Annotated in this window: 12 protein-coding genes; 3 read left to right on the top strand and 9 right to left on the bottom strand. The window is 70.0% G+C overall.

Annotated elements, in window-relative coordinates; translation table 11 throughout:
- Positions 1-84: 84 nt before the first annotated feature.
- The 3 genes from zwf to pgl are packed head-to-tail and all read left to right on the top strand — an operon-like array spanning position 85 to position 3,355.
- On the top strand, positions 85-1,620 hold the full coding sequence (gene zwf / locus EDF38_RS07535; protein WP_123354668.1) for a glucose-6-phosphate dehydrogenase: 1,536 nt from the start codon (positions 85-87) through the stop codon (positions 1,618-1,620).
- Positions 1,617-2,570: a glucose-6-phosphate dehydrogenase assembly protein OpcA gene (locus EDF38_RS07530; RefSeq protein WP_123354667.1), complete on the top strand. Its 954-nt coding sequence runs from the start codon at positions 1,617-1,619 to the stop codon at positions 2,568-2,570. Before zwf ends, EDF38_RS07530 begins: the two co-directional genes overlap by 4 nt.
- Before the next feature lie 14 nt (positions 2,571-2,584).
- Positions 2,585-3,355 (top strand): 6-phosphogluconolactonase, encoded by a 771-nt coding sequence (gene pgl / locus EDF38_RS07525; protein ID WP_123354666.1) that lies wholly within the window; start codon positions 2,585-2,587, stop codon positions 3,353-3,355.
- A gap of 188 nt (positions 3,356-3,543) precedes the next feature.
- Here pgl and EDF38_RS07520 read toward each other — a convergent pair whose 3' ends face one another.
- The 9 genes from EDF38_RS07520 to uvrA all read right to left on the bottom strand — a co-directional run bounded on the left by EDF38_RS07520 (position 3,544) and on the right by uvrA (position 14,475).
- Entirely contained in the window at positions 3,544-3,900 is a 357-nt protein-coding gene (locus EDF38_RS07520) for an RNA polymerase-binding protein RbpA (protein ID WP_123354665.1), read from the bottom strand.
- Positions 3,900-4,151 carry a preprotein translocase subunit SecG gene (gene secG / locus EDF38_RS07515; protein WP_123354664.1) on the bottom strand — a complete coding sequence of 84 codons (252 nt, stop codon included), beginning with the start codon at positions 4,149-4,151 and terminating at the stop codon, positions 3,900-3,902. The genes EDF38_RS07520 and secG overlap by 1 nt, the downstream gene beginning before the upstream one ends.
- A gap of 107 nt (positions 4,152-4,258) precedes the next feature.
- Positions 4,259-5,047: a triose-phosphate isomerase gene (gene tpiA, locus EDF38_RS07510; RefSeq protein ID WP_123354663.1), complete on the bottom strand. Its 789-nt coding sequence runs from the start codon at positions 5,045-5,047 to the stop codon at positions 4,259-4,261.
- Entirely contained in the window at positions 5,041-6,252 is a 1,212-nt protein-coding gene (gene pgk / locus EDF38_RS07505; protein ID WP_123355095.1) for a phosphoglycerate kinase, read from the bottom strand. The genes tpiA and pgk overlap by 7 nt, the downstream gene beginning before the upstream one ends.
- An 83-nt stretch (positions 6,253-6,335) precedes the next feature.
- Positions 6,336-7,340, bottom strand: a complete 1,005-nt coding sequence (gene gap / locus EDF38_RS07500) for a type I glyceraldehyde-3-phosphate dehydrogenase (RefSeq protein WP_123354662.1) — start codon at positions 7,338-7,340, stop codon at positions 6,336-6,338.
- Positions 7,341-7,505: 165 nt separating this feature from the next.
- Positions 7,506-8,486, bottom strand: coding sequence for a DNA-binding protein WhiA (gene whiA, locus EDF38_RS07495; RefSeq protein ID WP_123354661.1), 981 nt, complete (start codon positions 8,484-8,486; stop codon positions 7,506-7,508).
- Positions 8,487-8,619: 133 nt separating this feature from the next.
- Positions 8,620-9,501, bottom strand: a complete 882-nt coding sequence (rapZ, locus tag EDF38_RS07490; protein WP_123355094.1) for an RNase adapter RapZ — start codon at positions 9,499-9,501, stop codon at positions 8,620-8,622.
- A 43-nt stretch (positions 9,502-9,544) separates the two neighbouring features.
- A complete protein-coding gene (uvrC, locus tag EDF38_RS07485) occupies positions 9,545-11,518 on the bottom strand; it encodes an excinuclease ABC subunit UvrC (RefSeq protein ID WP_123354660.1) in 1,974 nt (657 codons plus the stop codon).
- The gene (gene uvrA, locus EDF38_RS07480; protein WP_123354659.1) at positions 11,515-14,475 is read right to left on the bottom strand and encodes an excinuclease ABC subunit UvrA; all 2,961 of its coding nucleotides are present in this window, start codon (positions 14,473-14,475) and stop codon (positions 11,515-11,517) included. Before uvrA ends, uvrC begins: the two co-directional genes overlap by 4 nt.
- Positions 14,476-14,506: the final 31 nt, after the last annotated feature.

Here is a 14,506-nt window from a genome sequence, read left to right as displayed (position 1 = left end):
CGACGGGCCGGTGCCGACCACGGCACCGGCCCCTCGTCGTCGGGCCGCCCCGACGCTCCTGACCAACCAAGGAAGCAGAGACACATGTCACCGGTCGAGATCACTCCGGAGAGCAACCCGCTGCGGCTGCCCTCGGATCGACGGCTCAATCGCATCGCCGGCCCCAGCGGCCTCATCATCTTCGGCGTCACGGGCGACCTCTCCCGCAAGAAGCTCATGCCCGCCGTGTACGACCTCGCCAACCGCGGCCTCCTGCCCCCCGGGTTCGCCCTGGTCGGGTTCGCCCGACGCGAGTGGGAGGGCCAGGACTTCGAGCAGGTCGTCTACGAGGCGGTGAAGCAGTACGCGCGCACCCCCTTCGACGAGGACGTGTGGCGCCAGCTCAAGGAGGGCTTCCGCTTCGTCCAGGGCGTCTTCGACGACGCCGAGGCCTTCACCCGCCTCAAGGACACCATCGAGGAGCTCGACCGTGAACGCGGGACGATGGGCAACCACGCCTTCTACCTCAGCATCCCGCCGAAGGCGTTCCCGATGGTCACGGAGCAGCTGCGCAGCTCGGGGCTGGCGGAGGAGAAGGACGGCGCCTGGCGCCGCGTCGTGATCGAGAAGCCCTTCGGCAGCGACCTCCGCACGGCGCGCGAGCTCAACGCCGTGGTCGAGACGGTCTTCGAGCCCGACTCGGTCTTCCGCATCGACCACTACCTCGGCAAGGAGACGGTCCAGAACCTCCTCACCCTCCGGTTCGCCAACCAGATGTACGAGCCGCTCTGGAACTCGTCGTACGTCGACCACGTGCAGATCACCATGGCGGAGGACATCGGCGTCGGAGGCCGCGCCGGGTACTACGACGGCATCGGCGCCGCGCGTGACGTGATCCAGAACCACCTGCTGCAGCTGCTCGCCCTCACGGCGATGGAGGAGCCTGTCACGTTCTCGGCGAAGCACCTCCGCGCCGAGAAGGAGAAGGTCCTCTCCGCCGTGCGCATCCCGGAGGACATCGCCGCCGGCACGGCTCGCGGCCAGTACTCCGGCGGGTGGCAGGGCGGCGAGAAGGTGCTCGGCTTCCTCGACGAGGAGGGCATGAACCCGGAGAGCGTCACCGAGACGTTCGCCGCGGTCAAGCTCGAGATCGCCACCCGCCGCTGGGCCGGCGTCCCCTTCTACCTGCGGGCCGGCAAGCGCCTGGGGCGTCGGGTCACCGAGATCGCCATCGTCTTCAAGCAGGTGCCGGAGAACATCTTCGGCCACCAGACCTCGCTGGGGCAGAACGCCCTCGTGATCCGCGTCCAGCCCGACGAGGGCGTCACCCTGCGGTTCGGCTCGAAGGTGCCGGGCATCGGCACCCAGGTGCGCGACGTGACGATGGACTTCGGCTACGGCCACGCCTTCACCGAGGCCAGCCCGGAGGCCTACGAGCGGCTCATCCTCGACGTGCTGCTCGGCGACCCGCCGCTGTTCCCCCGCCACGAGGAGGTCGAGCTCTCGTGGAAGATCCTCGACCCGATCGAGGAGTTCTGGGCCACTCAGGGCCAGCCCGAGCAGTACCGCCCCGGCACCTGGGGCCCGAAGTCCGCTGACGACCTGATGGCCCGTGACGGCCGGACCTGGAGACGCCCGTGATCGTCGACCTCCCCTCGAGCACCATCAGCCGGGTGCAGAAGACCCTCGTCAAGATCCGCGAGGAGGGTGGTGCCGTGGCCCTCGGCCGCGTGCTGACCCTCATCATCTCGACCCGCCTGGGCGAGGAGGAAGAGGCCATCGAGGCCGCCAACGAGGCGTCGCGCGAGCACCCGATGCGCGTCATCGTCGTCTCGTCGTCGCCCGGAGGGCACGACGTCGACGTCGACGCGCGCCTCGACGCCCAGATCAGGGTGGGAGGCGACGCCGGCGCGAGCGAGGTCATCCTGCTCCGTGCCTACGGAGACACCGCGAGCGACGAGGAGGGACTCGTCACCGGCCTGCTCCTGCCCGACGCCCCCGTGGTCGTCTGGTGGCCCGGCGACCACCCCGTGATCGTCTCCGAGTCGCCCCTCGGCAGGATCGCCCAGCGTCGGATCACCGACGCGGCGAGCCAGGCCGATCCCCGGCAGTCCATCGTCGACCAGGCCGACACCTACGAGCCGGGCGACACGGACTTCGCCTGGACGCGCCTCACGTTGTGGAGGGCCCAGCTCGCTGCGGTCCTCGACCAGCCGCCGTACGAGCCGGTGACGGCCGTCGAGGTGAGCGGGTCGCCCGACTCCCCCTCGACGTTGCTGCTGGCCGCGTGGCTGAGGCTGCAGCTCCAGGTGCCGGTAGGCGACGACGCGACGACGCGCGCCACGGGCTCGAGCGGCATCCACGGGGTGAAGCTGGTCCGCGCCTCCGGACCCATCGAGCTGGAGCGCTCGGTCGTCAACGTGGCGACCCTGACCCAGCCGGGCCAGCCGACCCACGACCTCTCGCTGCCACGCCGGTCCCTCCGGGACTGCCTGGCCGAGGAACTCCGTAGACTCGACCCCGACGACCTCTTCGGGAACGTCGTGAAGCACGGTGTGCGCCAGCTCGGCGAACCCGTCGAGAACAGCTAGGGCAGACTGAGACAGTGACGAACGAACGCCGGGTGCTCGTGCACCCCGACAAGGGATCGCTGGGCGCGTCAGTCGCCGCGCGCTTCATCACCAAGATCATCGACGTGATCGAGGAACAGGACTACGCCCACGTGGTGGTGAGCGGAGGGTCCGTGAGCACGCTCGTGCTCGCGGCCATCAACGCCTCCCCCGCTCGCGACAGCGTCGACTGGTCGAAGGTCTCGTTCTGGTGGGCCGACGAGCGCTGGGTCGAGGCCGACGACGCCGACCGCAACGACCGGCAGGCCGGCATCGACCTGCTCGACCACATCGGGGTCGTGCCCGAGAACGTGCACCGGTTCGGCGCCGTGGGCGACCACGCCGACGTCGAGGCCGCCGCGGTGGCCTACCGCGCCGAGCTGCTCGAGCACGCCCAGGCCGACGACGACGCTCCCCGCTTCGACATCACGCTGCTCGGCGTGGGCCCCGACGGGCACATCGCCTCGCTCTTCCCCGACAAGGGCCAGATCCGCATGACGGAGCCCACGGTCCTCACGATCGACGACTCCCCCAAGCCGCCGCCCGTGCGCCTCACGCTCAGCCTGCCCGTCATCAACAACTCGCAGCGCGTCTGGATGATCCTCGCCGGTGCCGAGAAGGCCTCGTCGCTCGGTCTCGCCCTCGCGGGCGCCGGTGCCGACCAGGTGCCGGTCGCCGGCGTGAAGGGCCGCAAGCGCACCGTCTTCTTCGTCGATCGCGACGCGGCGGCCGAGGTGCCCGAGAACCTGATCGCGTCGACCTACTGACGCACGGCGCTCCTCCGGGGCGCAGACGACGACGGCCCCCGCTCACGGTGCGGGGGCCGTCGTCGTTCCCGGGTGAGGGACGGATGCCCGGTCCGGTCCGCGACGTCCCACCGGTCCACCAGCCCCTGACGTGAGAACGCCCCACGACTCGAGGTCGTGGGGCGTCCTGGCGGTGCGGAGGCGGCTGATCAGGCCTTGCCGCGGCGCACACGCAACTGCTGCAGCGCCTCGTCGAGCAGCTGAGCGGCCTCTTCTTCGGTGCGGCGCTCCTTCACGTACGCGAGGTGTGTCTTGTAGGGCTCGAGCTTCGCGACGGTCGGCGGGTTCGCCTTGTCGCGACCGGCGGGGAGTCCCGACGAGGGCGAGTCCACCGTCTCGGGGATCTCGTCCTCCGGCACGTTGGCCGCGAAATGGCGGACGACCTCGTTGCCGAGGGCGTCCCAGTAGGAGATGGTGACCCGCTCGGCGTGGTAACCGCGGTCTTGTTCGCCCATGGGGCCCGCGCCGACGCGCGAGCCGCGGATGGCGCTGCCGCCCGAGGCCATCAGCTCACCGCCGAGAACTTGGTGATGAGGCCGAGCACCACGATCGAGGTGATCCAGAGCAGGCCGAGGAAGACGGTGATGCGGTTCAGGTTGCGCTCGGCCACGCCGGACGCCCCGAGGTTGCTGGTGACACCGCCGCCGAACATGTCGGAGAGCCCGCCGCCGCGACCGCGGTGCAACAGGATGAGCAGGGTCAGCAGGAGGCTCGTGATGCCGAGCAACACCTGCAGTACGACCTGGAGAATTTCCACGGAATGCCTTTCGATGCGGTGAGACCGTCAATGAGTATAACCGGACGCGTCCGTCCGGCCCGCCTCCCCCGCGGGTGGCGGAGGGGCGAGCCCGACGGGCGCAGGGGTCAGACGCCGACGTGCGCGGGGAAGCGGACGATGCTCGCGAACTCGTCCACGTCGAGGCTCGCACCGCCGACGAGGGCGCCGTCGACGTCGGGCTCGCGCATGAACGACGCGATGTTGCCCGACTTGACCGAGCCGCCGTAGAGGATGCGCGTGGCGGCGGCACCCTCGGCGCCCACCACCTCGGCGAGAGTCGCGCGGAGAGCGGCACAGACCTGCTGGGCCTGCTCGGCCGTCGCCGCCTTGCCCGATCCGATGGCCCAGACGGGCTCGTACGCCACGACGATCTCGGCGGTGGAGGGCACCTGCGCCAGGGCGGCGCGGAGCTGGGCGACCGGGACCGCGCTCGGACCGTGCTGCTCGAGGTCGTCGGCCGTCTCGCCCACGCAGATGACGGGCACGAGCCCGTGGCGGTGGGCGGCGGCGACCTTCGTCGCGACGACGTCGTCGTCCTCGGCGTGGAGGGTGCGCCGCTCGGAGTGGCCGACGAGCACGTACCGAACGTCGAGCTTCGCCAGGAAGGCGCCGGAGATCTCGCCCGTGTAGGCCCCGGAGTCGAACGCCGACAGGTCTTGCGCGCCGAGGGCGAGCTCGAGCTTGTCGGCGTCCAGCAGGGTCTGCACGCTGCGCAGGTCGGTGAACGGCGGGAAGACGGCCGCCTCGACCACGGAGTGGTCGTGCTTGGCGTCCTTGAGGCTCCAGGCGAGCTTCTGGACGAACGCGATCGACTGCAGGTGGTCGAGGTTCATCTTCCAGTTGCCCGCGATGAGCGGCGTGCGTGTGGTCACCATCCGAGGACCTCCAGTCCGGGGAGCTTCTTTCCCTCGAGGAACTCGAGGCTGGCTCCACCACCGGTGGAGATGTGTCCGAACTGGTCGTCGGTGAACCCGAGGGCCCGGACGGCGGCCGCGGAGTCGCCGCCGCCGACGACGCCGAGGCCGGCGACCTCGGTCAAGGCCTGGGCGACGGTCTTCGTGCCGTGCGCGAAGGCGTCGAACTCGAACACGCCCATCGGGCCGTTCCAGAAGACCGTCGTCGACGACCGGACGATCTCGGCGAACCGGGTGGCGGTCTCGGGGCCGATGTCGAGCCCGATCGCGCCGTCGCCGATCGAGGACGACTCGATGCCGTCGACGCCCACGACCTCGTGGTCGGCGTCGGCGGAGAACGCGGACGCGACGACGACGTCGACCGGCAGGACGAGGTCGACCCCGCGCTTCTCCGCCTCGGCCAGGTAGCCCTTGACCCGGTCGATCTGGTCGGCCTCGAGGAGGCTGCCGCCGACGGGGTGGCCCTGTGCGGCGAGGAACGTGAAGAGCATCCCGCCGCCGATGAGCAGGGAGTCGACGCGGGGCAGGAGGTGCTCGATGACGCCGAGCTTGTCGGAGACTTTCGATCCGCCCAGGGCGACCGTGTAGGGCCGCTCGGGGTTCTCGGTCAGCTTGTCGAGCACCTCGAGCTCGGTGGAGATGAGGAGGCCTGCGGCGCTCGGCAGGAGCTGGGCCAGCTCGTAGACGCTCGCCTGCTCGCGGTGGACGACGCCGAAGCCGTCGGAGACGAACACGTCGCCGTGCTCGGCCAGCTGCTCGGCGAACGCGCGTCGCTCGGCTGCGTCCTTCGAGGTCTCGGCCGCCGAGAACCGCAGGTTCTCGAGGACGGTGACCTGGCCGTCGGAGAGGGCCGCGACGGCCTCGGCGGCGGCCGGGCCCACGGTGTCGTCGGCGAAGCCGACGCTCTTGCCGAGGAGCTCGCTCAGCCGCTGGGCGACGGGACGGAGGCTGTACTTCTCCACGACCTCGCCGCCAGGACGACCCAGATGGGAGACGACCACGACGCGTGCGCCCTGGCCGATGAGCTGCTCGAGTGTCGCCAGGGACGCGCGGACGCGGCCGTCGTCGGTGATCACGCCGTCCGCCAGCGGGACGTTCAGGTCGCACCGGACGATGACGCGCTTGCCGCCCAGGGGCCCCAAGGTGTCGAGGGTTCGCAGGGTCATGTCTTCTCTCTCGTCGGCGGAGGCGGTCAGGCGCACGGCCTGACCGCCTCCGGTCGTTCTCGATCTGGTCTCGCGACCGGGTGCTACAGGCGGTCGGCCACGTACTTCGTCAGGTCGACGAGGCGGTTGGAGTAGCCCCACTCGTTGTCGTACCACGAGGTGATCTTGACCAGGTTGCCGATGACCTTCGTCAGGCCGGAGTCGTAGATCGACGAGTGCGGGTCGGTGGTGATGTCGGACGAGACCAGCGGGTCTTCGGAGTAGAGCAGGATGCCCTTCAGCTCGCCCTCGGAGGCGGCCTTGTAGGCGGCGTTGATCTGCTCGACGGTCACCGGCGTGCTCGTCTCCAGCGTGACGTCGGTGATCGAGCCGGTCGGGACCGGGACGCGCAGCGCGTAGCCGTCGAGCTTGCCCGAGAGCTCGGGGATGACGAGGCCGATGGCCTTCGCGGCACCCGTCGAGGTGGGGACGATGTTGACGGCTGCGGCGCGGGCACGACGGGGGTCCTTGTGGGGGCCGTCCTGGAGGTTCTGGTCGGCCGTGTAGGCGTGGACCGTCGTCATGAGGCCGCGCTCGACGCCGAAGTTGTCGAGGAAGACCTTCATCAGGGGCGCGAGGCTGTTCGTGGTGCACGACGCGTTCGAGATGATGTGGTGGTTCGCGGGGTCGTAGATGCCCTCGTTGACGCCGAGGACGATCGTCGCGTCGTCGCCCGTCGCGGGAGCCGAGATGAGCACCTTCTTGGCGCCGGCGTCGATGTGCTTGCGCGCGTCCTCCGCCTTGGTGAAGAAGCCGGTCGACTCGACGACGATGTCGACGCCCAGCTCGCCCCAGGGGAGGTTGGCGGGGTCGCGCTCGGCGAGGACCTTGATCGGCTTGCCGTCGACGACGATCGAGTCGCCGTCGAGCTCCACGGTGGCGTCGAGGCGACCGGTGATGGAGTCGAACTTGAGCAGGTGCGCGAGGGCGGCGTTGTCGGTCAGGTCGTTGACGGCGACGATCTCGATGTCGGTGCCCTTGGCGAGCGCGGCGCGGAAGTAGTTGCGGCCGATGCGACCGAAGCCGTTGATGCCGATCTTGACGGTCAATGGAACTCCTGTTGATCAGGCGTCGTGGGGACGCGTGGAGGGGGCGGGCGACCAGGCCCTGTCGGGGGCGCCCCGGCCTCGGGGAAGCAGGACGCCTGACCGTTCACGACAGTACCAGTCGGGCCTCCCCGTGCGTCCACGTGCGACGCGTCGCGGAGGCGGACCTCAGCGCAGGTCGATGTCGGCGGGCAGGCTGGCCTCGGTGCCCGCCACCCCGAGGTCGGACGCCTTCTTGTCGGCCATGGCGAGGAGGCGGCGGATGCGACCGGCGACGGCGTCCTTCGTCATGGGCGGGTCGGCGTGGTGGCCGAGCTCGTCGAGGCTGGCGTCCCGGTGCGCGAGGCGGAGGTCGCCCGCGTACTTCAAGTGGTCGGGGATGTCGTCGCCGAGGAGCTCCATGGCCCGCTCTACGCGGGCGCACGCGGCCACGGCGGCCTCGGCCGAGCGGCGCAGGTTGGCGTCGTCGAAGTTCACGAGCCGGTTGGCGGTCGCCCGCACCTCACGGCGCTGACGGAGCTCCTCCCACTCGCCGACGCTCTTGTGCGCGCCCATCACGGCGAGCATGGCGCTGATGGCCTCTCCGTCTCGCACCAGCACGCGGTGGACGCCGCGCACCTCGCGGGCCTTCGTCTGCACGCCCAGGCGGCCGGCGGCCCCCACGAGCGCCATGGCGGTCTCGTTGCCGGGGCAGACGACCTCGAGGGACGCGGAGCGCCCCGGGTCCGTCAGCGAGCCCTGGGCGAGGAAGGCGCCCCGCCAGATCGCGGCGAGGTCGTCGCGCGACCCCGTCGTCAGGCGGTTCGGGAGACCGCGGACGGGTCGGCGTCGCTGGTCCATGAGACCCGTCTGACGGGCGAGGGTCTCCCCCGCCTCGTGGACGCGCACGAGGTAGTGCGGGGTGCGACGTGAACCGGAGGCGGCCACGACGGACACGTCGCTCCGGGCGCCGTAGAGCTCGGCCAGGTCCTTCCGGACGCGACGGGCGATGGTGGGGCTGTCGAGCTCGGCCTCGACGGCGATGCGGCCGGAGATGACGTGCAGCCCGCCGGCGAAGCGGAGGATCGTCGCGAGCTCGGCCGCGCGGACCGTCGTGCGGCTGACCTCGACGAGGGCGAGTTCTTCTTTGACGTCGGCGGTCTGTGCCACGGGTGGTGTTCCTAACTCTGGGGAGGATCGGCGCGACGCAGGTCGCGCGGGGCGTCGGGGCCCTGGCTCGGCGGCGTCGGACGTCGCGTCGTGCGACGTCGGTCAGCACGGGTCGTGCGCCGACGCAGACCGGTCACTCGCGACCGAGGTCGCGGTGCTTGACGCTGACGGCCACGCCCGGCAGCCGGCGCAGGAGCACGGCCAGCTCGCCGACGAGGGTGACGGAACGGTGCTTGCCGCCCGTGCAGCCAATGGCGATCGTAGCGTGTCTCTTGTTCTCACGCTGGTAGCCCGCCAGCACCGGCTCCAGCGCGCGGGCGAAGGCCTCGACGAAGTCACGGGCCCCGGACTGGGCCATGACGTACTCGGTGACGGGCTCGTCGAGGCCGTTCTGCGACCTCAGCTCGGGCACCCAGAACGGGTTGGGGAGGAACCGCGCGTCGCCCACCATGTCGGAGTCGGTCGGCAGCCCGTACTTGAAGCCGAAGCTGAGCACGGTGACCTGGACGCCCGGCCGCTCGGACTCGGCGAAGGTCTCGGTGATGCTGGTCGCGAGCTGGTGGATGTTCAGCTCGGAGGTGTCGACGATGACGTCGCTCGTCTCGCGGAGCTCCTCCATCCGGGCACGCTCGGCGAGGATCCCGTCGAGCAGGGTGCCGTCGCCCTGCAGCGGGTGGGGTCGCCGGACCTGCTCGAACCGGCGGACCAGGACGGCGTCGGTGGCGTCGAGGAAGAGGACCCGCACCTTGCTCGGCATGCTCGCGCGCAGGGTGCGGACGGCCTCCTGGGCCTCGGAGAACAACCGGCCGCCGCGGACGTCGACGACCGCCGCGATGCGGGGCAGGGAGTCGCCCGCCCGCTCGGCCAGGTCGAGCAGCGGCCGCAGCATCTGCGCGGGGAGGTTGTCGACCACGTACCAGCCCAGGTCCTCCAGCGCGTTACCCACCGTCGAACGACCGGCCCCGGACATGCCGGTGACGATCAGGACCTCTTGCTGTTCTGTGACGTCGCTCATGCTCACGTGACCTTCGGTGGAGGTGGCTCGGGGCGGTTCGATCCTAGACGCCGACGGACTCGGCCTCCGACGTCCCGGCGTCCGACCCCTCGCTCTCGGGGGTCGCGTCGGCGTCGCCGGGATCCACGGCGTCGACGGCCTCGTCGACCTCCGCCAGGTCGCCGCGGAGGCGCCCCACGATCGCCGACGCGAGCGTCGGGCCGATGCCCTTGATCGACGAGATCTCGTCGATGCCCGCCTCTCGCAGGCGCTTGACCGAGCCGAAGTGCTTGAGCAGCCCCGCGACGCGCGACGGCCCGAGACCGGGGATCTCGGCGAGCTGCGACGCGATGTCGCGCTTGCGACGCTGACGCTGGAACGTGATGGCGAAGCGGTGGGCCTCGTCGCGGATGCGCTGGATCAGGAACAGCGCGTCGGAGTTCCGCGGCAGGATGACGGGGAAGTCGTCGTCCGGCAGCCAGATCTCTTCCAGCCTCTTCGCGATGCCGCAGAGTGCGATGTCGGTCACGCCGGCTTCCTCGAGGGCTCGGCGAGCCGCTGCGACCTGGGGCTGTCCGCCGTCGACGATGAGCAGGTTCGGACGGTAGGCGAACCGCTTGCGCTGCTCCCCCACCTCCTCCACGGGTGCGAGCTCGTCGTCGAGGCGCGCGAGCCGTCGGGTCAGGGTCTGGTGGATCGACTCGGTGTCGTCGGCTGACTGCGGGATGCTGAACCGGCGGTACTGGTCCTTCCGCGGCAGACCGTCCTCGAAGACGACCATCGAGGCGACGATGTTCGTGCCGGAGAGGTGCGAGACGTCGTAGCACTCCATCCGCAGCGGGGCCTCGGACATGCCGAGCGCCTCCTGGATGTCGGCCAGGGCCGTCGACCTCGTCGCGAAGTCGGCGCTGCGCCGCGTCTTGTAGAGCATCAGGGCCTGCTGGGCGTTCAGCGTCGCCGTCTGCATGAGACTCGCCTTCTCGCCCCGCTGGGCCGTGCGGATCTGCACCCGGCCGCGGCCCCGCACCTCGCTCAGCACCGACTCGAGCGCCTCGACGTCGTCGGGGACCTCGGTCACGAGGATCTCCCGGGGGACCTCGCTGCCCGGGGTGTACCGGCCCTGCAGCACCTGCTCGACGAGCTCGCCCGTCGAGATGTCGATCTCTTTGTCGACGACCCACCCCCGAGAGCCCCGGATGCGCCCCCCGCGCACCGTGAACAGCTGGACGGCCGCCGCGAGCTCGTCCTCCGCCAGCGCGAAGAGGTCGAGGTCGACCGAGTCGCGCAGCACCACGGCGGACTTGTCGAGCACCGCCTCGAGGGCCTGCACCTGATCGCGGTAGCGCGCCGCCTCTTCGTACCGCTGCTCGAGGGCGGCGGTCTTCATGGCCTTCTGGCGTTCGGCGATGACGCGCTTGTCGTAGCTGCCCATGAACTTGACGAACTCGTCGACGATCGCGCGGTGCTCCTCGACGGTCACCTTCTGCGAGCAGGGCCCGCCGCAGCGGCCGATCTGACCGGGGAAGCAGGGCTTGCCGGTCTGCATGGCCTTCTTGTAGCTGCTGTCGGAGCAGGTGCGGATCGGGAAGACCTTGATCATGAGGTCGATCGTGTCGTGGACGGCCCAGATCTTCGGGTACGGCCCGAAGTACTTGGCTCCCTTGATGCGCGGGTTGCGCGTCACCATCACGCGGGGCGCCTCGTCGCCGAGGGTCACGGCCATGAACGGGTAGGTCTTGTCGTCGCGGAACTTGACGTTGAAGGGCGGGTCGAACTCCTTGATCCACGTGTACTCGAGCTGGAGGGCCTCGATGTCGCTGCCCACGACCGTCCAGTCGACCGAGCGGGCGCTGAGCACCATGCGTCGCGTGCGCTCGTGCAGCGTCGGGAGGGGGGCGAAGTAGTTGCTGAGCCGAGCCCGCAGGTTCTTCGCCTTGCCGACGTAGAGCACGCGCCCGCGCTCGTCGCGCCACCGGTACACGCCGGGGTCGGTGGGGATGTCGCGGGCCGGCGGGCGCCAGGAGACCGTGTTGCTCATCGTGCCTCGACGGCCTCCCGGCGACGCTTCGCCGACGCCTTCGAGCGTGCGGCGACGGCCGGGCCCGGTGCCGAGTGGCCCTGCTCGAGGATCTCGGCCAGGAACACGCCCGTGTGGCTCTCGGGCACCGTGGCCAGGTGCTCAGGAGTGCCGGTCGCGAGCACGGTGCCGCCTCCGGCGCCGCCTTCCGGCCCCATGTCGATCAGCCAGTCGGCCGACTTGATGACGTCGAGGTTGTGCTCGATCGTGATGACCGTGTTGCCCTTGTCGACGAGCCCGTTGAGCACGAGGAGGAGCTTGCGGACGTCCTCGAAGTGCAGCCCCGTCGTGGGCTCGTCGAGCACGTACACGCTGCGCCCGTTCGAGCGCTTCTGGAGCTCGGTCGCGAGCTTGACGCGCTGCGCCTCGCCGCCGCTCAGGGTGGTGGCGCTCTGGCCCAGGCGGACGTAGCCGAGGCCGACGTCGACGAGGGTCTTCATGTAGCGGGAGATCGCCGAGATCGGCTCGAAGAACTCTGCCGCCTCGCTGATCGGCATGTCGAGCACCTCGGAGATGTTCTTGCCCTTGTAGTGCACCGCGAGCGTGTCGCGGTTGTAGCGCGCACCGCCGCAGACCTCGCACGAGACGTAGACGTCCGGCAGGAAGTTCATCTCGATCTTGATCGTGCCGTCGCCGGCGCAGTTCTCGCAGCGCCCGCCCTTGACGTTGAAGCTGAAGCGGCCGGGGAGGTAGCCGCGGGTCTTCGCCTCGACGGTCTCGGCGAAGAGGTTGCGGATGCGGTCGAAGACGCCCGTGTACGTCGCCGGGTTCGACCGCGGCGTGCGGCCGATGGGGGCCTGGTCGACGTGGACGACCTTGTCGAGGTTCTCCAGGCCCGTCACCCGGAGGTGCTTGCCGGGGATCTGGCGGGCGCCGTTGAGCTTGTTGGCGAGCACCTTGTACAGGATGTCGTTGACGAGCGTCGACTTGCCCGAGCCGCTCACGCCGGTGACCGCGACGAAGGTGCCGAGCGGGAAGTCGACCGACACGTCGCGGAGGTTGTTGGCCTTGGCGCCCTGGACCGAGATCTGCCGACGTCGGTCGACGGGACGTCGCGTGGCGGGCGTCTCGATCGAACGCCGGCCGGCGAGGTAGTCGCCCGTGTACGAGTCGGTGTTCGCCAGCAGGTCGTCGTAGCTGCCCGAGTGGACGACCGTGCCGCCGTTGACGCCGGCGCCCGGTCCGATGTCGACGACCCAGTCCGCCGTCTTGATCGTGTCTTCGTCGTGCTCGACGACGATGAGGGTGTTGCCGAGGTTCTTGAGCTTGACCAGCGTGTCGATGAGGCGTCGGTTGTCGCGCTGGTGGAGGCCGATGCTCGGCTCGTCCAGGACGTAGAGGACGCCCGTGAGGCCCGAGCCGATCTGCGTCGCGAGCCGGATGCGCTGCGCCTCGCCGCCGGACAAGGAGCCCGCCGAGCGGGCGAGCGACAGGTAGGTGAGGCCGACCTCGAGCAGGAACTCGAGGCGGACGCGGATCTCGCGGAGCACCTGCGCGGCGATCCGCGCCTCCCTCGCCGTCAGCGACAGGTCGTTCATGAACGCGAAGGCGTCCGCCAGGCTGAGGTCGGCCACGTCGGCGATGCTGTGGTCGTACACCGTCACGGCCAGCACCTCGGGCTTGAGCCGCTTGCCCTTGCAGACGGAGCACGGGATCTCGCGCAGGTACTCGCTGTACCGCTGTCGCTGGCTGTCGGTCTCGGCCTCGGCGTACTTGCGCTCGATGTAAGGCATGACGCCCTCGAAGCCCGTCGAGTACTTCATCTCTCGTCCGAAGCGGTTGCGCCACTTGACGGTGACCTCGAAGTCGTTGCCCTGCAGGACGGCCTCCTGGATGCGCGGCGACAGGTCCTTCCAGGGCGTCCTCAGGCTGAAGTCGAGGTCGACGGTGAGGCCCTCGAGCAGCTTCTGGAAGTAGTTGTAGAGGCCCTTGCCGGAGTTGGTCCACGGGAGGATGACGCCCTCGGCGAGGCTGAGCTCGGGGTCGCCCAGGACGAGGTCGGTGTCGACCGCCATGCGGGTGCCGAGGCCCGAGCACTCGGGACAGGCGCCGAAGGGGGCGTTGAACGAGAAGGTGCGCGGCTCGATCTCGGTCAGCTGCACGGGGTGGCCGTTCGGGCACGAGAGCTTCTCGCTGAACGTGCGGTACTTGCCGGCCGCCCCGGCGTCGGTGTCGACGAAGTCGACGGTCACGAGGCCGTCGGTGAGGCGGAGCGCCGTCTCGAGGCTGTCGGTGAGGCGGGTGAGGCCGTCGGCCGACGCGACCAAGCGATCGACGACGACGGAGATGTCGTGCTTGACCTGCTTCTTCAGCTTCGGGGGCGAGCTCAGCTGGATCTGCTCGCCGTCCACGATCGCCCGGGAGTAGCCCTGCGAGGCCAGCTCGGCGAAGAGGTCGACGAACTCGCCCTTCTTCTGCGACACGATCGGGCTCAGCACCTGGAAGCGGGTCCCGGTCTCGAGGGTCATCAGCTGGTCGGCGATCTGCTGCACGGTCTGGCGGCTGATCTTCTCGCCGCACACGGCGCAGTGGGGGACGCCGATGCGCGCCCAGAGGAGGCGCATGTAGTCGTAGATCTCGGTGATCGTGCCGACCGTCGACCGCGGGTTGCGGTTGGTCGACTTCTGGTCGATCGAGACCGCGGGGCTGAGGCCCTCGATGAAGTCGACGTCGGGGCGGTCGACCTGGCCGAGGAACTGGCGGGCGTACGCGGAGAGCGACTCGACGTAGCGTCGCTGGCCCTCGGCGAAGATCGTGTCGAAGGCGAGCGACGACTTGCCGGAGCCCGACAGACCGGTGAACACCACCATCGAGTCACGCGGGATCTCGAGGTCGACGTTGTGGAGGTTGTGGACTCGGGCGCCCCGGACGCTGAGCTTGGGGGCACCTTCTACGGGTGAGATTGACACTCTTGCCATTCTACGGAGGCCGCCGACATCGTCGGTCGGC

Origin of the sequence: Frigoribacterium sp. PhB160 (assembly GCF_003751785.1) — a bacterium.
Classification (GTDB): domain Bacteria; phylum Actinomycetota; class Actinomycetes; order Actinomycetales; family Microbacteriaceae; genus Frigoribacterium.
This window is presented reverse-complemented; position numbering and strand designations above follow the sequence as displayed.

Bases quoted from the DNA above. Each gene is read 5' to 3' on its own strand.
- EDF38_RS07520 (WP_123354665.1), bottom strand. From the start codon at position 3,900: ATGGCCTCGGGCGGCAGCGCCATCCGCGGCTCGCGCGTCGGCGCGGGC.
- tpiA (WP_123354663.1), bottom strand. From the start codon at position 5,047: ATGGTGACCACACGCACGCCGCTCATCGCGGGCAACTGGAAGATGAAC.
- pgk (WP_123355095.1), bottom strand. From the start codon at position 6,252: ATGACCCTGCGAACCCTCGACACCTTGGGGCCCCTGGGCGGCAAGCGC.
- rapZ (WP_123355094.1), bottom strand. From the start codon at position 9,501: ATGAGCGACGTCACAGAACAGCAAGAGGTCCTGATCGTCACCGGCATG.
- zwf (WP_123354668.1), top strand. From the start codon at position 85: ATGTCACCGGTCGAGATCACTCCGGAGAGCAACCCGCTGCGGCTGCCC.
- uvrA (WP_123354659.1), bottom strand. From the start codon at position 14,475: ATGGCAAGAGTGTCAATCTCACCCGTAGAAGGTGCCCCCAAGCTCAGC.
- uvrC (WP_123354660.1), bottom strand. From the start codon at position 11,518: ATGAGCAACACGGTCTCCTGGCGCCCGCCGGCCCGCGACATCCCCACC.